An 18,089-nucleotide genomic window follows, 5' to 3' on the forward strand; every position below is an offset into this window, starting at 1 on the left:
GCTTCGCGCGAAATTCGAATCCCCAGAGCCGGGCTCGAATTTCGCGCGAAATTGTGACGGCGGAGTGAGGGTCAGTGGCGGAGGTCGCCTCGGGCGGGGTGGGATCGCCACTGCGCCTCGGTGACGTCGGCGATCGGAGAAGCGTTGGCCCGAGCGGTTTCCGGGGTGATCCGCCAGAGGCCGCCGCGGGTGTCGAGGAGACCGACTTCGCCCGTCGGGGAACGCAGGGCCGGGGCGCCGGAGGCGATCTCGGCGATCACCGGGAGGGCGTCCACGGGTTCCGGGCGGTCGTCGAGGACCTTCACCGCGACCGTCTCGGCCACCGAGCGGCGTTCGAGCCGGACCCTGGCGCCGTCGTGGACGAGGTCGACCGTGCGCACCGGCGAGGGAACCGCGAAGCCGTCCAGCGCCCGCGCCGCTCGCGGAGCGGTGCCGCAGCCGCCGGCGTCGGTGATGTCGATGCCGAAGTGGCGGATGTCGGTGGGAGCCGGGGCGAGCGCGGTGGCGCGCAGGACGTCGAGCGGCACCGCCTCGCACGGGTCCGATGTGGAGGGACGAATCCGCCCCTCTCCGTCGCGGACCAGACCCGGACCCTCCTGCCACGGGCCGGGAATCGTCACCGGCTCGTAGGGGTGGCGGGTGAATTCCCGGTCCCAGAAGGTGATCTGGGTTCCGCCGGTGGTCTGGTGCGCGATGGCGAAGGCGTCCAGCGTCGGCGAGTAGGCCCAGTCCGCGCTGAACGCGTCGACGACCGACCGGCCGCGCTCGCCACCGGCAGGCCGGAAGCCGCGCTCGGTCAACGCCTCAACGTCCTTGCCGAACAACGGGTCTCGCGACCGCAGCACGAACTGCCCGGCGCCGTTCCAGCCCGCGCCCTTGGCCGTGGTGTCGGTGAACAGCAGGTAGAACCAGCCGTCCACGAACACCGCCGAAGGCTGCCCGGCGCCGTAGACGTTGCCGCGGAGGACCTCGCCCGCCGCGGTCACGATCGGCGCGGCACCGCGGGTCCACGCCATGCCGTCCGCGCTGGTCGCGACCCCGATGGCGTTGCCGTGCGCGTGATCGCCCGCCGCGCCCGTGTAGTAGAGGTAGTAGCGATCGCCCACGTGCAGCACCGACGGATCGCAGGTGTGCATCCCGTCGAAGCGCCCCGGCTCACCGGCGAAGACCGGAACCGCCGGCGCCGCACCTTCGGCGAACGGACCGTCCGGCGAGGCAGCCGAGGCGTGCAGGACGTCGTCGCCCGCGGGCCCCACTCCCGGCAGCTGACTGCACCACCACGCCCGGTACCGGCCGTCCTCGGACAGCACCGACGGCCCGTAGTTGTACGGCGCGGGCAACCCGCCCGCCGCCACCGCACCGGGGCTCCCGCGCTCGGCGGCGGTCCGCAGCTCCACCGGCTGCGGCACCGGAACCGGCCGCTGCACCACCTGCGTCACCGGACTGCCGTCGACCTGCGTGCAGCCCGCCAGCAGCGCGACAGCGACCAGGCATAACGGCAGCCGGCCGCGCACTACTCCCCCGCGTTCTCGGCCAGCCAGCGGATCGCCAGCGGATACCCGGCCACGCCCAGACCCGCCATCACCGCGGTCGCGATGTCGGACAGGTAGCTGGTGTGCCGGAACGGTTCCCGCTTGTGCACGTTGGAGATGTGCAGCTCGATCAGTTCAGCGGTCAGCTGCGAGGCGGCGTCGCGCACCGCCACCGAGTAGTGCGTCCACGCGCCCGCGTTGAGCACCACCGGCCAGGACGCGTCGGCGGCCTCGTGCAGCCAGCCGACCATCTCGCCCTCGTGGTCGGTCTGCCGGACCTCGACCTCCACGCCGAGGTCCTGGCCCGCCTTCTCGCACATCGACACCAGGTCGGCGTAGGTGGTGCTGCCGTAGACCGAGGGCTCGCGCTTGCCGAGCCGGCCGAGGTTGGGTCCGTTGAGGACGAGGACCTTCACAGCAGCACCTCCGTGCTCGACTTGCTCTCGCCACCGGTGATCGCCGAGTACGCGGCGGCGATCAGCGACGGATCGGGACCTTCCAGCCGTTCCGGCTTGGCCAGACCGTCGAGCACCACGAAACGCAGCACGCCGGAGCGGTTCTTCTTGTCGGCCTTCATGCCCTCCATCAGCGAGCCCAGCGCGTCCGGGTCGTAGGTGGTGGGCAGGCCGAGCAGGTCGAGGATGCGCTTGTGCCGGTCGGCGGTGTCGTCGTCGAGACGTCCCGCCAGCCGCGCCAGTTCGGCGGCGAAGACCAGGCCGACGCTGACCGCGGCGCCGTGGCGCCAGCGGTAGCGCTCGCGCCGCTCGATGGCGTGAGCCAGCGTGTGCCCGTAGTTGAGCACCTCGCGCAGGTGCGACTCCTTGAGGTCCGACGAGACGACGTCGGCCTTGACCTGGATGGACCGGCGGACCAGCTCGGCCAGCACGTCACCGCTCGGGTCGGTGGCGGTGTCCGGGTCGGCCTCGATCAGTCGCAGGATCTCCGGATCGGCGATGAACCCCGCCTTGACGACCTCGGCCATGCCGGCCAGGAGCTCGTTGCGCGGCAGGCCTTCCAGCGTCGCCAGGTCGCACAGCACCAGGCTCGGCTCGTGGAACAGGCCGACCAGGTTCTTGCCCGCGTCGGTGTTGATGCCGGCCTTGCCGCCCACGGCCGCGTCGACCATGCCGAGCAGGGTGGTGGGCACGTGCACGGCCTTCACGCCGCGCATCCAGGTGCCCGCGACGAACCCGCCGAGGTCGGTGACCGCGCCGCCGCCGAAGGACACCACGACGCCGTCGCGGTCCATGCCGATCTTGCCCAGCACCTCCCAGCAGAACCCGGCGACCTGCAGGCTCTTGCCGTCCTCGGCGTCGGGGATCTCGACCCGGTGCGCGTCGATGCCGGCCTCGGTCAGCTCCTCGCGGACCGCCTCGATGGTGGCGGTGATCGTGGGCTGGTGCACCAGCGCGACGCTCGACGCCCCGCTGAGGAATTCCACCAGCTCACCGAGCAGGCCCCGGCCGACGACCACGTCGTAGGGCTGCTGGCCGTTCACGCTGATCCGAACCGGTTCGGTCATCGTCGTCCCTTCGGCATCTCTAGAGGAGTATCGGGGTCGTTGTGCGTAGCGGTGCGAGTAGGAGAACCTGAGGGGCTCCGTGGACTCCGCGCGCCGCTCCTCATGTATGTCCAATGCAGGACGTCGCGGCGTGCTCGGCACGAAGCCCCGCAGAACCTCCGGCGGTGCCGGTTGCTCGCCCGCTCACCGAAAGAGAAAGTGGCTCCGCCACTTCGAAACACCCCCTAGCGAGACGGCCGTGCCGCGAGGTCGTCGACGACCCGGTCGACGACCTGCGCTGGTTCGAGTTCGTCGGTGGCGACCTCCACGGCGGCCACCGAGCGGTAGATCGGCAGGCGCGCGTCGAGCAGCGCCTTGAAGGTGGCGCGCGGGTTGACCCCGGCCAGCAGCGGGCGCGCGGTGGAAAGCCCCACGCGTCGCGCACCTTCGGCGAGCCCGACCGACAGGAACACCACGGGGTGTCCGGCGAGCCGCTCGCGGGTCAGCTCGGACAAAACCGCCCCGCCGCCGAGCGCCAGCACGCCGTCGTGCTCGCGCAGCGCGGTGTCGACGGCCCGCTCCTCCAGCGCGCGGAAGGCGGGTTCGCCGTCGTTGGCGAAGATGTCGGGGATCTCGCGGCCGGTGCTCTCGACGACGTCGGCGTCGGTGTCCCGGAACCGCACGTCGAGGCGTTCGGCCAGCAGCCTGCCGATGGTGGTCTTGCCCGCGCCGGGCGGGCCGATCACGATCGCGCGCGGCGACATCACCGCACCTGCCGCTTCTCCGCGCGCTCGCGCAGCGAGGCGAGGTATCCCTCGACGTTGCGGCGGGTCTCCGGCAACGAGTCGCCGCCGAACTTCTCCAGCGCGGCCTCGGCCAGCACCAGCGCCACCATCGTCTCGGCGACCACCGCGGCGCGCGGCACGGCGGTGATGTCGGAGCGCTGGTGCATCGCCTGCGCGGGCTCGCCGGTCACCATGTCCACAGTGGCCAGAGCGCGCGGGAGGCTGGAGATGGGCTTCTTGGCGGCGCGCACGATCAGCGGCTCGCCGTTGGTGATGCCGCCTTCGAGGCCGCCGGCGCGGTTGCTGTCGCGGCGGACCCAGTTGACGCCCTTGTCGGGGTAGATCTCGTCGTGCGCGGCGCTGCCCCGGCGGTGGGCGTTGGCGAAGCCCTCGCCGATCTCGACGCCCTTGATCGCCTGGATGCTCATCAGCGCACCGGCCAGGCGGGCGTCGAGCTTGCGGTCCCAGTGCACGTGCGAGCCGATGCCCGGGGGCAGGTTGTAGGCGATGACCTCGACGACGCCGCCGAGGGTGTCGCCGTCCTTCTTCGCGGCGTCGACCTCGGCCATCATGCGCTCGGTGGCGGTGTCGCCGAAGGCGCGCACCGGGTTCTCGTCGATCGCGGCCAGGTCGTCCGGGCCGGGCAGCACCTCGCCGGCGACGTCCACGCCGCCGAGGCTGACCACGTGGCTGACGATCTCCACGCCGAACAGCTGGCGCAGGAACTGCCGGGCGACGGTCCCGACGGCCACGCGCGCGGCGGTCTCGCGGGCGCTGGCGCGCTCCAGGACCGGGCGGGCCTCGTCGAAGCCGTACTTCTGCATGCCGGCGATGTCGGCGTGGCCGGGACGCGGGCGGGTCAGCGGTTCGTTGCGGGCCAGGTCGGCCAGCACGTCCTCGTCGACCGGGTCGGCGGCCATGACCTGTTCCCACTTGGGCCACTCGGTGTTGCCGATGCGCACCGCGATCGGGCCGCCCTGCGTGCGGCCGTGCCGGACGCCGCCGATGATCTCCAGCTCGTCGGCCTCGAAGTTCATCCGGGGGCTGCGCCCGAAGCCGAGCTTGCGGCGCTCCAGCTGGGTCGCGATCTCGGTCGAGGTCACCTCGACCCCGGCCACCATGCCTTCCAGCACCGCGACGAGGGCGGGGCCGTGCGATTCTCCAGCGGTCATCCAGCGCAACACACCTCAGATCCTGCCACGCTCTGCCCAGGAGGAACCCGCCCGGGTGGGTCACGGCCAGCTCAGCGTCACCAGCCAGGACGGAACCAGCACCGCCGGACCGTGCGCGACCGCCCCCGCGCGCCTCCACGAGGCGCCGACCAGGGTGAACGCGGCCGCGGCCGCGACGACCCCGGCGACGGCGGGAACCGACACCGCCCCCACCACCGCGCCCAGGACTCCGGCGAGCTTGACGTCCCCCGCACCCATCGCGGGCGGGGATATGAGCCTGACCACGAAGTACGTCCCACCCAGCAGGACGAGCCCGGCCACCGAGCCGAGCGCTACGCCCGGCCGGTGCGCCGCGACGACGGTCAGCAGCCCGGCCGCGACGGGGTAGGCGGGCAGTGTCAGGGCGTCGGGCAGCCGGTGGACCCGCAGGTCGCAGGCGCTGAGGACGACGGCGAGCCAGCCCAGGGCGAGCGGGATCGGCAACCACCACCCGGGCGGCTGGCGGAGGGCCACCAGCGCCCACGCCAGCGACACCCCCGTCTCGCACCAGCCGGGCGGGACGGCGGTGCCCCGGCGAAGTCGGCTCAGCAGGTGGCGTCCGGCCCATCCGGCGAGGGCTCCGGCCGCGATCAACGCGCTCATCCCGACGACGGTGCCGGGACTCCCGCACCGCGCGGCGAACGACCGGCCCGAGGGGTCGCGTGTCGGCACCCCGTTGGTCAGTTTTGGTCCGAACCGCCCATGATCGAGATCCGTTTCGCCCGGTCGGTTCGGACCAAAACCTCCCGCCGCCTCACCCGTCGAGGTTGAACAGCACGTCTCCCGGGAGGACCTGGGTGTCCTCGCGGAGGTCCGCCAGGGACTCCGCCGGGGCGTCCAGGGCCACCACCGGGCAGATCGAGGAGTAGCCCTGGGCCTCGACCTCCGTCGGGTTCCAGGTGATGATCTTCTGCCCGGCCTCGACCGCATCGCCCTTGCCGACGTGCAGCGTGAAGCCCTCACCCTTGAGCTTGACCGTGTCGATGCCCAGGTGCACCAGCACGGCGCCGCCCGTGGACGCCGCGACGACGAACGCGTGCGGGTGCAGCGTCACGACCTGGCCCGCGACCGGGGCGACCGCGTCACCCTCTCCGCCGGAGGGCTTGACCGCGACACCGGGACCCACCATCGCCTGCGAGAACACCGGGTCCGGCACGTCGCTGAGCGACGTGGTCAGACCCGCTACCGGACTGCCGACCTCGGTGCTCACATCAGGTCCTCGATGTCGCCGGCCAGCGTGTCCGCCTCCGGTCCGACCACGACCTGGACGACCGTGCCCTGCACCATCACGCCGTGCGCACCCGCGGCCTTGAGGCCCGCCTCGTCGATCTTCGAGCCGTCCTCGACCTCGCAGCGCAGCCGCGTGATGCACGGCTCGATCTCGACGATGTTGTCCCCGCCGCCCAGCGCGGACAGGATCGCCTCGGCCTTGTCCTGAGCCACCACGTGCTCCCTTCGTGCTCTCGCCACCGCGGTCAACGGACCGCGACGCGACGATCTTGCGCCACGTGATGTCGATGCGGCAACGAAAGCAGAGCCTTGTTGACACCTGATCGCATGACGGCGCATTCTTCGCAACCAACTGGTTTAGACCGGACAGTACCAACGACCGGTCGCGGTTCTCATCCGAACCGGCGGCGAGTTCACGACAGCGAGCTCACGCCAGGGTGGCACGACAGGAGGCGGCATGGGAGAAGAACCGAGTTCTCTCCAGCGCGCGCCCTCTCGCGGCCTGCCCGACGGGCCGATGCCGAAACACGCGCAACTGCGGGAGATCCTGCGCGAGCTGGCGAGCGACGAGCTCCCGCACGGCGCCGCGGTGCCGTCGGAGCGCGAACTGGCGCTGCGCTACGGGGTTTCCCGGCTGACGGTGCGCGAGGCGATCGGCCAGCTGGTCACCGAAGGTCTGCTGGTCCGGGTGCGCGGCAAGGGCACCTTCACGACGCGCCCGCGCATCGACTGGCAGGTGCACCTGGCCTCGTTCACCGAGGACATGCGCCGCCGCGGCATGCACCCGGAAACCGTGCTGCTCGACGCGGCCGAGGTCGTCCCGCCGCCGGCCACCGCGGAAGCGCTCGACCTGGCACCGCGGCAGACCGCGTTCTGGCTGTTCCGGCTCCGCAAGGCCGACGGGATGCCGATGGCCGTCGAACGCGGCTGGTACCACCCGGACTCGGTCCCCGACCTGCTCGACCAGGACCTCACCGCCTCGCTGTACACGCTGCTGTCCCGGCGGTACCGGCTCCAGCTGGAGTCGGGCACGCAGACCGTGCTGGCCGACGACGCCGACGCCGAAACCGCACGCCTGCTGGGCATCCGGCCCGGGTGCTCGCTGCTGGTGTTCCGGCGGATCTCCACCGCGCGCGGACGGCCGGTGGAGGACATGACGTCCTGGTACCGCGGTGACCGATACCAGGTGACCATGCAGCTCGACCGCGAACCGGGCGAGCCGTGAGGCGAGAACCGGACAAGACGAACCAGCGCACCACCGAAATCGTTTGCAATGATCTTCCAACCCCGGTGAACCAAGCAGGAGGTATCCGATGAGTTCCACCGCCGCCAAGGCGAAGGGGAGCAACAGAGGACTCGCGCAACTGCAACGCATCGGCCGCAGCCTGATGCTGCCGATCGCGGTGCTGCCCGCCGCCGCGCTGCTGCAACGGCTCGGCCAGGACGACCTGCTCGGCGCGGAAGGCCTCGGAGCCTCCCTGACCTGGTTGCAGACCGTCGCCGGTGTCATCGGCGCGGCCGGTGGCGCGCTGTTCGACAACCTGCCGCTGCTGTTCGCCATCGGTGTCGCGATCGGCTTCGCCAAGAAGGCCGACGGCTCGACGGCCCTGTCCGGCGCGGTCGGCTACCTGGTGCTGCACGGCGTGCTGACCCAGATCGCCGGCACCGAGGAAGGCACCTCGCTCAACAAGAGCCCCTACGGCGTGCTCGGCGGCATCGTCGCGGGTCTGGTGGCGGCCTGGCTGTGGCAGCGCTACCACCGCATCAAGCTGCCGGACTACCTGGGCTTCTTCGGCGGCCGGCGGTTCGTGCCGATCGTGACCGCGGTGGCGATGCTGGTCATCGGCGTGCTCATGGGCCTGCTGTTCCCGCTGTTCGACGCCCTGCTCACCGCCTTCTCCGACGCGGTCACCCAGCAGGCGGTCATCGGTGGCGGGCTCTACGGCCTGATCAACCGGCTGCTGCTGCCGTTCGGGCTGCACCACATCCCGAACAACGTGGTCTGGTTCCTCTTCGGCGACTACCACGGCGAGAAGGGCGACATCGCGCGCTTCTTCGCGGGCGACCCCACCGCCGGGACGTTCATGACCGGCTTCTTCCCGATCTTCATGTTCGCGCTGCCCGCGGCGGCGCTGGCGATCTGGCAGTCGGCCAAGCCCGAGCAGCGCAAGGTCGTCGGCGGCGTGATGATCTCGGTCGCGCTGACCTCGTTCCTGACCGGCGTCACCGAGCCGCTGGAGTTCTCGTTCATCTTCGTCGCGTGGCCGCTGCTGCTGATCCACGCGGTGCTGACCGGCACCTCGCTGGCGCTGGTCAACGCGCTGGACATCCACTCCGGCTTCGGGTTCTCCGCCGGTGCGATCGACTACCTGCTCAACTTCGGCATCTCCCAGGGCTCGATCTGGCTGATCCCGATCGGGCTGGGCTACGCGGTCGTCTACTACGCGGTGTTCCGGTTCGTCATCGCCAAGTGGAACCTGCGCACCCCGGGTCGCGAGGAGGACGACAGCGCCTCGACCGATGCGGATAATGCCGGTGGGGGCGCTGCGCCGACCACCGAGAAGAAGTGAGGCGGCGCGGGTCGGTGCCCCCGCCCCCGACGAAGGAGAGACATGTCTGAACGACGGGTCACCGTAGCGAGCAAGGTCGGGATCCACGCGCGGCCCGCGGCCCTGCTGGCCAAGACGGCCGCGGCCCAGCCCGTGGAGATCACCATCCGCAAGGAGGGCGACGAACCCGTCGAGGCGGGCAGCATCCTCGGTCTGATGACCCTGGGCGCCTCCCACGGCGACGAGGTGATCCTTGCCGCCGAGGGCGAGGGTGCCGAGGCGGCCCTCGACGAGGTCGCCAAGCTCGTGGCGACCGACATGGACTGAACCCGGGATCGAGACGACGGCGGCGCTTCCTGCCCGGAGGCGCCGCCGTTTCGCGTCCAGGAGCTGTGTGAGAACGAGCTGTTCCAGGTGTGGGACTCAGCCCGCCCGCTGCGCTACAGGGGCAGGGCGTGACCGGTGGCCGCGGCCAGGGCGTCCCGCATCGTGGCGCGCGGCGCCTCCAGACCGGTGAAGTGCTCGACCTGGCCGAACGCCTGGTGCAGCAGCATGTCCAGGCCGGTCGCCAACCGGCCTCCGACAGCCTCGACGGCCTCGGCCAGCGGCGTCGGCCAGGGGTGGTAGATGACGTCGAGCACGCACGCGGACTTCGCGAGATCCGCCGCGTGCGGGTCCACCGCGCCCGCCGGGAGCGTGGAGACGACCACGTCGTGGCTGGTCGCGGCGTCGGCGATGTTGATCGAGTCGAGCCGTTCGACCCGGACCCGCAGACCGATGCGCTCCGCCGCCTCCAACGCCTCCGCCGCCCTGGAGGGCTCGCGCACCGCCAGCGTCGCCTCGGACAGGCCCAGATCGGCGAACGCCGCCAGGGTCGCCACCGCCGTGCCGCCCGCGCCGAGGATCAGCCCCGCGTGACCGCCGGTGAAACCACCCGCCACCCGCAGGGCCCCGACGACGCCGTCCACATCGGTGCAGTCGGCGAACCAGCTCCCGTCCAGGCGGTGGACCAGCGTGTTCGCCGCCCCCACCACCTCGGCCCTGTCGGCGGCCTCATCGGCCACCCGCAGCGCCGCGCGCTTGCCCGGCATCGTCACCGACAGCCCCGCCCACTCCGGGCCGAGGCCGCCGACGAACTCCACCAGCCGCTCGGCGTCCGCCTCGACGCGCTCGTAGGTCCAGGGCAGACCGAGCGCGTCGTAGGCGGCACCGTGCAGGACCGGGGACAGCGAGTGCTCGACCGGCTTTCCCAGCACTCCGGCCCGGCGCACCGCCATCCCTTGCTGATCAGAAAGCGCCACGTTCCTGCGCTTCCTTGATGTAGGCGTCGTGCTGCTGCTGGTTCTCCGCGAAGCAGGAGGTCCCGTCCGGGTAGCACTTCACGAAGTAGCGCCACTCGCCCTCGGCCGGCCGCTCGGCCGCCCGCAGCGCCTCCTTGCTGAACGCCGAGATCGGCGTCGGCGGCAGCCCGTAGTTCAGGTAGGTGTTGTACGGGCCGGGACGCTGCCGGTCGGAGCTGTTGGTCAGCAGCGTCGGCTTGTCCAGCGGGTAGTTGATCGTGGAGTCCAGGCCCAGCTTCATCGCGGGCTGGCCGATCCGGTTCTCGATCACCCGCGCGATCTTCGGGAAGTCCTTCGCCAGGCCCTCGCTCTGCGTCAGCGAGGCGATGATCATCAGCTCGTACGGCGAATGACCGCTGCTCTGCGCAAGATCCGGAAGACCGGCCGCCTCCAGCTGCGCCGCCGACTTGGTGACCACGTCGCGCAGCACGTTCTCGGCCGACTCACCCGGCTTGACGTCGTAGATGCCCGGCATGATCAGGCCCTCCAGCCGACGCCGGGGCTCTGCCTTCGACGCATCGGCGACGGCCCACTGCGGCACGCCCAGCGTCGCCAGGTCCGCCGTCTCGGCCGCGCGGTGCATCTCCTCGGAGGTGGTGCACTTCTCGTTCTTGTTCGCGCAGGTCGCCTCGGCGAGCCTGGTCAGGATGCCCGGCGTGTTGCCGCCGTTGGGCGCGGCCTGGTCCTCCAGCCGCATGCCGCCGCGGATGTCGACCCGGCCCACCTTCGCCGCGTCCGACAGGATGTGGCTGACCGCGGCCTTGCCCGACATCTTGTTGCGCATCAGGTAGTAACCGGGCTGGATCGAGTTGATCCGCTTGTTCTCGGCGGAAGCCGAGGTGAACGCCTTGGTGCTGGCCACCACGTCCTTCTCGGACAGCGTCTTGCCGATGTCACCCACGGTGTCGCCGGAGGCGACCTCGACGACGACGCTACCGGTGCCCTCGCCCTCGTAGTCCTCGTAGCCGCCGATCCGCATGATCTGCAGCGCTCCGTACCCCACACCGCCGCCGACCAGCACCAGCACGAACAGGCCGGCCAGGGCGGTCACCCATCGGCGCCTCTTGCGACGTCGGAATCGTTCCGGATCGGGGCGCCGTCGCCGGTGGTCCCCGGGCTCGTCCGCGAACAGTCCGAGATCATCGGTCACGGGAGTTCCTCTCGTGTTCTCTGCCCCCGGCCGTCCAGGTAAGCCTGCAAGATCTCCACCGCTGCCGCCTGGTCAACGACGGCGCGCTGCTTCTTCCCCCGCACGCCGCGTTTCGACAGCTTCCGGCTGGCCGTCACCGTGGTCAACCGCTCGTCGTGAAACCGCACCGGAACCGGTGCGACCTTCTCCACCAGCGCAGCCCCGTAGGACTGCGCGATCTCCGCGGCGGAACCGTGCCTGCCGGCCAGCGTCTTGGGCAGGCCGATCACGATCTCCACCACGTCGTGCTCGGAGACGAGGTCGGCGATCTTGGCGAGATCGCTGCCGCCTTCCTCGTCCCGTCGCAACGTCTCCAACGGGGTCGCCAGCATCGGAGCGGGATCGCTCAAAGCGATTCCGACCCGGACCGCCCCGACATCGACACCGAGCCGACGTCCCGGGCCGGGATCCGTCTGCTGGTGCTCGTTCACCCGCCTGCCACCACCTGGTCGACGCCGGTGCGCAGCGCACCGATGGCCGCGGTGATGCCCGCGGGGTTGGAGCCGCCGCCCTGGGCCATGTCCGGCTTGCCGCCCCCGCGACCGCCGACCTCGGCGGCGAAGCTGGGAACCAGCTTGCCCGCCGCGATGCCCTTGTCGCGGGCCGCGTCGTTGACGCCGACCACGAAGCTGACCTTGCCCTCCTCGGCGGAGAACAGCGCGACCACCGAGGGGCGCGAGCCCAGCCGGCCGCGGATCTCACCGGCCAGCGCCCGCAGCGCGTTGCCGTCCACGCCGTCCGGGACCTGCTCGGCCACCAGCGTCACGCCGTGCACGTCGGTGCCCTTGTCGGCGAGCTCACCGGCGGAGTTGAGCACCTGGGTGATGCGCAGTTGCGCGAGCTCCTTCTCGGCGCTGCGCAGCTTGCTGACCACGCCCTGGATGCGCTCGGGCAGCTCCTCGGCGGGAACCTTGAACTGCTCGGCGAGCTGGGTGACCAGCAGGTGCTCCTTGCTGATGTGGCGCATCGCGTCCATGCCGACCAGCGCTTCGACGCGGTGCACGCCCGAACCGACCGAGGAGTCCGACACCAGCTTGACCACGCCGAGGTGGCCGATGCGCGGCACGTGGGTACCACCGCACAGCTCGCGGGAGTAGTCGCCCATGTCGACCACGCGGACCTGGTCGCCGTACTTCTCGCCGAACAGCGCCATCGCACCGAGCTCCATGGCCCGGTCCATGCTGGTGGTGTAGGCGTTGACCTCGACGTCGGTCTGCAGGTAGTCGTTGACCTCTTCCTCGACCCCGGCCAGCACGTCGGCCGAGACCGACGAGGGCACGGTGAAGTCGAAGCGCATCCGGCCCGGTGAGTTCAGCGAACCGGCCTGCGCGGCGCGCTTGCCGTAGGCGCTGCGCACGGCCGCGTGCACCAGGTGCGTCGCGGAGTGCGAGCGCTCGATGGACTGGCGGCGGTGGGCGTCGACGGCGGCCTCCAGCGTGGTGTCCACGCCGAGCTCGCCTTCCAGGACCTTCGCGCGGTGCACGAACAGGCCGGGCACGCTGCGCTGCACGTCGAGCACCTCGACCGCGACGCCCGGTCCGACCAGCTTGCCGGTGTCGGCGATCTGGCCACCGCCCTCGGCGTAGAACGGGGTGCGGTCCAGCACCAGCTCCACCTCGGTGCCGGCCGAGGCGCGGGGCGCGGGCTGACCGTCGACGAGCAGGCCCAGCACGCGGCTGTGCGACTGCAGGTCGGTGTAGCCGATGAACTCGGTCGTCCCGTGCTGGTCGAGCAGCGTGCGGTAGGTCGACAGGTCGCCGTGGCCGGTCTTGCGGGACTTCGCGTCGGCCTTGGCGCGGTTGCGCTGCTCGGCCATCAGGTCGCGGAAGCCCTGCTCGTCGACCGCCAGGCCTTGCTCGGAAGCCATCTCCAGGGTCAGGTCGATCGGGAAGCCGTAGGTGTCGTGCAGCTGGAACGCCTTGTCGCCCGCGAGGGTCTGGCCACCGGTCTTCTTCAGGTCGGTGACGGCCAGGTCGAAGATCTTCGACCCCGCGGTCAGCGTCGACAGGAACGCCTCTTCCTCGTTGCGCATCACCGAGTCGATGCGGTCGAACTCGGTGACCAGCTCGGGGTAGCTCGGCGACATCGCGTCGCGCACGATCTGGGCGAACTCGCCCAGCACCGGTTCCTGCACGCCCAGCAAGCGGGTCGAGCGCACGATGCGGCGCAGCAGGCGGCGCAGCACGTAGCCGCGGGCCTCGTTGCCGGGGGTGACGCCGTCGCCGATGAGCATCACGCCGGAGCGGGCGTGGTCGGCGATGACGCGGAACCGCACGTCGTCCTCGTGGCTCGCGCCGTAGCGCCGGCCGGAGAGCTCCTCGGCCTTGGCGATCACCGGGCGGACCAGGTCGGTCTCGTAGACGTTCTCCACGCCCTGCAGCAGGCAGGCCACGCGCTCGACGCCCATGCCGGTGTCGATGTTCTTGGTGGGCAGCTCGCCGATCGGCGGGTGACCGTCCTTGGGCGGCAGCTCACCCCTGATGTCCTGCATGAACACCAGGTTCCAGATCTCGATGTAGCGGTCCTCGTCGACGACGGGACCACCCTCCTTGCCGTAGGCGGGCCCGCGGTCGTAGTAGATCTCCGAGCAGGGACCGCCGGGACCGGGCACGCCCATGTCCCAGTAGTTGTCCTTGGCGTCGCGGGTCTGGATCCGCTCGGCCGGGATCCCGCAGACCTTCTGCCACAGCCCGGCGGCCTCGTCGTCCTTCTCGAAGACCGTCACCCACAGGCGGGCCGGGTCGATGCCGTAGCCGCCGTCGGCCACCGACTTGGTGAGCAGCTCCCAGGCGTTCTCCATGGCGCCTTCTTTGAAGTAGTCGCCGAAGGAGAAGTTGCCGGCCATCTGGAAGAACGTGTTGTGCCGGGTGGTCTTGCCGACCTCATCGATGTCACCGGTGCGCACGCACTTCTGGATGCTCGTCGCACGCGGGTAGGGGGCCGGGGCCTCGCCCAGGAAGTAGGGCTTGAACTGGACCATGCCCGCGTTGACGAACAGCAGCGTCGGGTCGTCGAGGATCAGCGACGCGCTGGGCACCACGGTGTGGCCGCGGCCCTTGAAGTGCTCGGTGAACCGGTGGTTGATGTCGTGGGTCTGCACTGGGAGTCCTTGGGAATTGGGTCAGGTCACGGACACGGCTGTCGGGTGTCGGCGAGCGGCCGGCGGCGCGGTGCGGCGCCTGCGTCAGCGGCCCGCCCGACGAGCTCGCCGCTCGGCGTCGTGCTCAGCGGCTGTCCGCCGGACCTGGTCCGCGTTCACGACCACATCCTGCAGCTGGTCTTCCCGTTCCTGCATCCCGGCGCGGACGTCGGCCCCGAACGAGCCGACCGCTCCAGCCAGTTCACGCATGGCGCCGCCGACCTGCTCGGCCATCCCCGTGGGGGTCGCCTTCCGAGCGGTCTCGTTGACCTTGCGGGTCAGCGCGACTCCGGCTGCGATGCCCGCGCCGAACCAGAAAAGGCGCCTCACTTGCGCCCTCCTTTGTTCTTGCGGCGGAAGTGCCGTCCGGTCGGTTCCTGCTTGCGCTTCCGGCGGGCCTTCAGCGCCTTGCTCACGCCGTAGGAGAACGCCGCCGTCTTCACCAACGGACCACCCAGTGTAGCCGTGAACAGCGACGACAACGCCGAGACGTTACCGCTGATGGTCTTGGCGTTGGAGGTGATGCCGTCGACCCGCTCCAGCTGCGTGTTCACGTGCGTGATCGTCGTGTTCGCGCCGGTGAAGATCGGGTCGCTGTTCTCCTGCGCCTTCTTGATCGCGGTGCTCGCCTCGTCCAAGGTCTTGCCGAGCTTGATCAGCGGCACCGCCAGCAGCAGGACCAGCAGCACGAACGCTCCGGCGACGATCAGCGCGGCGATCTGCGTGGGCGTCACGTGCCCTCCCGTATGTCCACGTCATGTCCTTGTCGAACCGGCGACCTGCGCCGGTTCGTTGATCGTGCGCCAGGTTACCGGTGTATCCGCCAGCTACAAGCACCCGGGCCGCCGGGCCCAACCGCAGGTCCGCGCCTCTCCGCGCAGGACGTGGCGGGCGCGCGCCGGAGGTCTCGATGCGATGACCGGTTGATCACGCGGTGACGGGTGTGAGCGCCTGCTGACCGGTCAGGACGGCGGCGACGTTGCGCGCGGCGAGCTCGGCCATCGCGGTGCGCGTCTCGGTGGTCGCCGAGCCCAGGTGCGGGGCGATCGCGACGTTGTCCAGCTCCAGCAGTCCGGGGTCGACGTCGGGCTCGTTCTCGAAGACGTCCAGCGCCGCCCCGCCGATGCGCCCTTCTTTGAGGGCCGCGGCCAGGGCCTTCTCGTCCACGATCGGGCCTCGGCTGGTGTTGACGACGATCGCGGTGGACTTCATCGCGTCCAGCGCCGCGTCGTCGATGAGGTGGCGGGTGCTCTCGGTGAGCGGGCAGTGCAGGGAGAGGACGTCGGCGGTGCGCAGCAGCTCGTCGTGCGACAGGTACCGGGCGTCGAGCTCGGCCTCGATCTCCTGCGGCGCGCGGCGACGGCCGGTGTAGGCGATGTGCATGCCGAAGGCGCGTGCGCGGCGGGCCACGGCCTGGCCGATGCCGCCGAGACCGACGATGCCCAGCGTCTTGCCCTGCAGGCCGGTGCCGAGCATGAAGCCGAGGTGGAAGTTCCAGGGCGTGCGGGAGCGCAGCAACCGCTCGGCCTCGCCGAGGCGGCGGGTGACCGACAGCAGCAGCCCGAAGGCGAGGTCGGCGGTGGCGTCGGTGAGCACTCCGGGCGTGTTGGTGACGGTGACGCCGCGTCCGGTGACCGCGGGGACGTCGACGTTGTCGTAGCCGACGGCCACGTTCGCCACGACCTTCAGCTGCGGACCAGCGGCGTCGAGGAACTCGGCGTCGATGCGGTCGTGCAGCATCGCGACGACGCCGTCGGCGCCTCCGACGGTCGCGCGGAGCTCGTCGGGGGTCAGCGGCCGGTCCTGGTCGCAGACCTGGACCTCGGCGACTTCGCGCAGCACCGCAACGGCGGACTCCGGAACCGTCCTGGTGACCACGACCTTGCTCACATCGACCTCCACGCTCGTTCTGCCCGGTTCGGCATGGTTCGGCACAGTACCGGCTCGGACAACGAGCGGTTCTGGTGAAGAACGCGGCGGAGCCGCTGCTTCAGGTGTGGGACTCAACCTGCACCGCCGCAGGTTCTGCCGCTGGCACCGCCAAGCAAACCAATTCCCGAACAGCCCTAGTCCTCGTCGCGGATGATGTTGCGCAGCTTCGGGACCCTGTCGTGCAGCGCGCGTTCGGCGCCGCGCGGGGTCGGGTCGTAGTAGTCGCGCCCCACCAGCGACTCCGGCGGGTACTGCTGGGCGAGCACGCCTTCGGGCTTGTCGTGCGGGTAGCGGTAGCCCTTGGCGTTGCCGAGCTTCTGCGCACCCGCGTAGTGCCCGTCGCGCAGGTGCGGCGGAACCGGACCGCCCTTGCCCGCGCGCACATCACCCATCGCCGCGTCGATCGCGGTGATCACGGCGTTGGACTTCGGCGCGGTGGCCAGGTGGATGGTGGCCTGGGCCAGCGCCAGCCGTCCCTCGGGCATGCCGATGAACTGCACCGCCTGAGCCGCGGCGACGGCGGTCTGCAGCGCGGTCGGATCGGCCATGCCGATGTCCTCGCTGGCGTGCACGACCAGGCGGCGCGCGATGAACCGAGGGTCCTCACCCGCCTCGACCATCCGCGCCAGGTAGTGCAGCGCGGCGTCGACGTCGGAACCTCGGATGGACTTGATGAAGGCGCTGGTGATGTCGTAGTGCTGGTCGCCGCCCCGGTCGTAGAGCACGGCCGCTCGGTCCACCGTGGATTCGACGGTGGCCAGGTCGATCTCGTCGGCCCCGTTGGACACCGCTGATTCGGCCGCGGCCTCCAGCGCCGTCAGCGCGCGGCGGGCATCTCCTTCGGCCAGCGCGACCAGGTGTTCCTCGGCGTCCTCGGCCAGCCCGACCGAGCCGCCCAGACCTCGCTCCTCGCTGACCGCGCGGCGCAGCAGCGCGCGGATGTCCTCGTCGTCCAGGCTGCGCAGCTGCAGCACCAGCGACCGCGACAGCAGCGGCGCCACCACCGAGAAGTAGGGGTTCTCGGTCGTCGCGGCCACCAGCAGCACGGTCCGGTCCTCGACCGCGCCCAGCAGCGCGTCCTGCTGGGTCTTGGAGAAGCGGTGCACCTCGTCGATGAACAGCACGGTGGCCTCGCCAGAACGTCCGAGGCGGCGGCGGGCCTCCTCGATGACGGCCCGGACCTCCTTCACCCCCGACGACAGCGCCGACAGCGCCGCGAACCGGCGACCGGTCGCCTTCGACACGAGGTTCGCCAGGGTCGTCTTCCCGGTCCCGGGCGGCCCGTAGAGCAGCACCGACGCCGGAGCCGCTCCTTCGACCAGCCGCCGCAGAGGAGCTCCGGCGACCAGGAGGTGCTGCTGCCCGACGACCTCCTCCAGGGACCGAGGCCGCATCCGCACCGCCAACGGCGCGTTCTCGGCCAGCTTCTCCCCGGCCTTCTGCTCGGTCTCAGCCCCGAACAGCCCCTCGTCGAACAACCCCTCGCTCACGCCGCGAACGCTACCCGCCACCCCCGACTCCCCCACGAACCACACCGACCCCCACCGAGGCCGACGACGAGGCCGGAGTCCCATCCCGACCTCGGCCCCGCACCAGGTGACCCGATTTCAGTGGAAGTCCGGGTCCCGATTTCAGTGGAAATCGGAACCCGGACTTCAGGGGGAATAAGGTCACCCCAGGT

The 18,089-nt window shown here is 70.9% G+C and carries 19 protein-coding genes; 3 read left to right on the plus strand and 16 right to left on the minus strand.

The genetic code is table 11. The annotated features are described in order from the left end of the window. Window positions 1–71 precede the first annotated feature (71 nt). The 8 genes from AB0J91_RS32205 to AB0J91_RS32240 all read right to left on the minus strand — a co-directional run bounded on the left by AB0J91_RS32205 (window position 72) and on the right by AB0J91_RS32240 (window position 6,472). Window positions 72–1,514: a beta-xylosidase gene (locus tag AB0J91_RS32205; RefSeq protein WP_363876636.1), complete on the minus strand. Its 1,443-nt coding sequence runs from the start codon at window positions 1,512–1,514 to the stop codon at window positions 72–74. Next, entirely contained in the window at window positions 1,514–1,948 is a 435-nt protein-coding gene (gene aroQ, locus AB0J91_RS32210) for a type II 3-dehydroquinate dehydratase (RefSeq protein WP_363876639.1), read from the minus strand. The genes AB0J91_RS32205 and aroQ overlap by 1 nt, the downstream gene beginning before the upstream one ends. Next, window positions 1,945–3,054, minus strand: coding sequence for a 3-dehydroquinate synthase (gene aroB, locus AB0J91_RS32215; protein WP_363794870.1), 1,110 nt, complete (start codon window positions 3,052–3,054; stop codon window positions 1,945–1,947). Before aroB ends, aroQ begins: the two co-directional genes overlap by 4 nt. A gap of 224 nt (window positions 3,055–3,278) precedes the next feature. Next, window positions 3,279–3,797 carry a shikimate kinase gene (locus tag AB0J91_RS32220; RefSeq protein ID WP_363876642.1) on the minus strand — a complete coding sequence of 173 codons (519 nt, stop codon included), beginning with the start codon at window positions 3,795–3,797 and terminating at the stop codon, window positions 3,279–3,281. Next, window positions 3,797–5,002 carry a chorismate synthase gene (gene aroC / locus AB0J91_RS32225; RefSeq protein ID WP_363794866.1) on the minus strand — a complete coding sequence of 402 codons (1,206 nt, stop codon included), beginning with the start codon at window positions 5,000–5,002 and terminating at the stop codon, window positions 3,797–3,799. The genes AB0J91_RS32220 and aroC overlap by 1 nt, the downstream gene beginning before the upstream one ends. Before the next feature lie 48 nt (window positions 5,003–5,050). Continuing rightward, a complete protein-coding gene (locus tag AB0J91_RS32230; RefSeq protein WP_363876645.1) occupies window positions 5,051–5,632 on the minus strand; it encodes an A24 family peptidase in 582 nt (193 codons plus the stop codon). A gap of 151 nt (window positions 5,633–5,783) precedes the next feature. Next, complete coding sequence (locus AB0J91_RS32235) at window positions 5,784–6,239, minus strand: PTS glucose transporter subunit IIA (RefSeq protein ID WP_363876648.1); 456 nt, start codon at window positions 6,237–6,239, stop codon at window positions 5,784–5,786. Continuing rightward, window positions 6,236–6,472, minus strand: a complete 237-nt coding sequence (locus AB0J91_RS32240) for a glucose PTS transporter subunit EIIB (protein WP_132677597.1) — start codon at window positions 6,470–6,472, stop codon at window positions 6,236–6,238. The genes AB0J91_RS32235 and AB0J91_RS32240 overlap by 4 nt, the downstream gene beginning before the upstream one ends. A 244-nt stretch (window positions 6,473–6,716) precedes the next feature. Here AB0J91_RS32240 and AB0J91_RS32245 point away from each other — a divergent pair, with 244 nt between their 5' ends. The 3 genes from AB0J91_RS32245 (at window position 6,717) to AB0J91_RS32255 (ending at window position 9,135) form a co-directional block, all read left to right on the plus strand. Then, window positions 6,717–7,484, plus strand: coding sequence for a GntR family transcriptional regulator (locus AB0J91_RS32245; RefSeq protein WP_363876651.1), 768 nt, complete (start codon window positions 6,717–6,719; stop codon window positions 7,482–7,484). 88 nt (window positions 7,485–7,572) lie between these two features. Beyond that, window positions 7,573–8,829, plus strand: a complete 1,257-nt coding sequence (locus AB0J91_RS32250; RefSeq protein ID WP_363876654.1) for a PTS transporter subunit EIIC — start codon at window positions 7,573–7,575, stop codon at window positions 8,827–8,829. 42 nt (window positions 8,830–8,871) lie between these two features. Next, complete coding sequence (locus AB0J91_RS32255) at window positions 8,872–9,135, plus strand: HPr family phosphocarrier protein (protein WP_363876657.1); 264 nt, start codon at window positions 8,872–8,874, stop codon at window positions 9,133–9,135. A 113-nt stretch (window positions 9,136–9,248) separates the two neighbouring features. Here the strand turns inward: AB0J91_RS32255 and AB0J91_RS32260 are convergent, their stop codons facing one another. From AB0J91_RS32260 to AB0J91_RS32295, 8 genes are all read right to left on the minus strand, one after another. Continuing rightward, window positions 9,249–10,085: a shikimate dehydrogenase gene (locus tag AB0J91_RS32260; protein WP_363876672.1), complete on the minus strand. Its 837-nt coding sequence runs from the start codon at window positions 10,083–10,085 to the stop codon at window positions 9,249–9,251. 10 nt (window positions 10,086–10,095) lie between these two features. Then, window positions 10,096–11,199, minus strand: a complete 1,104-nt coding sequence (gene mltG / locus AB0J91_RS32265) for an endolytic transglycosylase MltG (protein WP_363876660.1) — start codon at window positions 11,197–11,199, stop codon at window positions 10,096–10,098. Window positions 11,200–11,294: 95 nt separating this feature from the next. Then, window positions 11,295–11,768, minus strand: coding sequence for a Holliday junction resolvase RuvX (gene ruvX / locus AB0J91_RS32270; protein ID WP_363876663.1), 474 nt, complete (start codon window positions 11,766–11,768; stop codon window positions 11,295–11,297). Then, a complete protein-coding gene (alaS, locus tag AB0J91_RS32275; RefSeq protein WP_363794850.1) occupies window positions 11,765–14,437 on the minus strand; it encodes an alanine--tRNA ligase in 2,673 nt (890 codons plus the stop codon). The genes ruvX and alaS overlap by 4 nt, the downstream gene beginning before the upstream one ends. 84 nt (window positions 14,438–14,521) lie before the next feature. Then, window positions 14,522–14,806: a hypothetical protein gene (locus AB0J91_RS32280; protein WP_363876666.1), complete on the minus strand. Its 285-nt coding sequence runs from the start codon at window positions 14,804–14,806 to the stop codon at window positions 14,522–14,524. Continuing rightward, entirely contained in the window at window positions 14,803–15,210 is a 408-nt protein-coding gene (locus tag AB0J91_RS32285) for a DUF948 domain-containing protein (RefSeq protein WP_132627088.1), read from the minus strand. The genes AB0J91_RS32280 and AB0J91_RS32285 overlap by 4 nt, the downstream gene beginning before the upstream one ends. 193 nt (window positions 15,211–15,403) lie before the next feature. Next, the gene (locus AB0J91_RS32290; RefSeq protein WP_363876669.1) at window positions 15,404–16,366 is read right to left on the minus strand and encodes a D-glycerate dehydrogenase; all 963 of its coding nucleotides are present in this window, start codon (window positions 16,364–16,366) and stop codon (window positions 15,404–15,406) included. A gap of 176 nt (window positions 16,367–16,542) precedes the next feature. Further along, entirely contained in the window at window positions 16,543–17,898 is a 1,356-nt protein-coding gene (locus AB0J91_RS32295; protein WP_363794844.1) for a replication-associated recombination protein A, read from the minus strand. Window positions 17,899–18,089 lie beyond the last annotated feature (191 nt).

Source organism: Saccharopolyspora sp. NPDC049357, assembly GCF_040677225.1.
Taxonomy (GTDB): domain Bacteria; phylum Actinomycetota; class Actinomycetes; order Mycobacteriales; family Pseudonocardiaceae; genus Saccharopolyspora.

What these genes read in the sequence shown, in the direction of transcription:
- aroB (WP_363794870.1), bottom strand. Translation starts at nt 3,054, where the DNA reads ATGACCGAACCGGTTCGGATCAGCGTGAACGGCCAGCAGCCCTACGAC.
- AB0J91_RS32220 (WP_363876642.1), bottom strand. Translation starts at nt 3,797, where the DNA reads ATGTCGCCGCGCGCGATCGTGATCGGCCCGCCCGGCGCGGGCAAGACC.
- AB0J91_RS32230 (WP_363876645.1), bottom strand. Translation starts at nt 5,632, where the DNA reads ATGAGCGCGTTGATCGCGGCCGGAGCCCTCGCCGGATGGGCCGGACGC.
- AB0J91_RS32245 (WP_363876651.1), top strand. Translation starts at nt 6,717, where the DNA reads ATGGGAGAAGAACCGAGTTCTCTCCAGCGCGCGCCCTCTCGCGGCCTG.
- AB0J91_RS32250 (WP_363876654.1), top strand. Translation starts at nt 7,573, where the DNA reads ATGAGTTCCACCGCCGCCAAGGCGAAGGGGAGCAACAGAGGACTCGCG.
- AB0J91_RS32255 (WP_363876657.1), top strand. Translation starts at nt 8,872, where the DNA reads ATGTCTGAACGACGGGTCACCGTAGCGAGCAAGGTCGGGATCCACGCG.
- AB0J91_RS32260 (WP_363876672.1), bottom strand. Translation starts at nt 10,085, where the DNA reads ATGGCGGTGCGCCGGGCCGGAGTGCTGGGAAAGCCGGTCGAGCACTCG.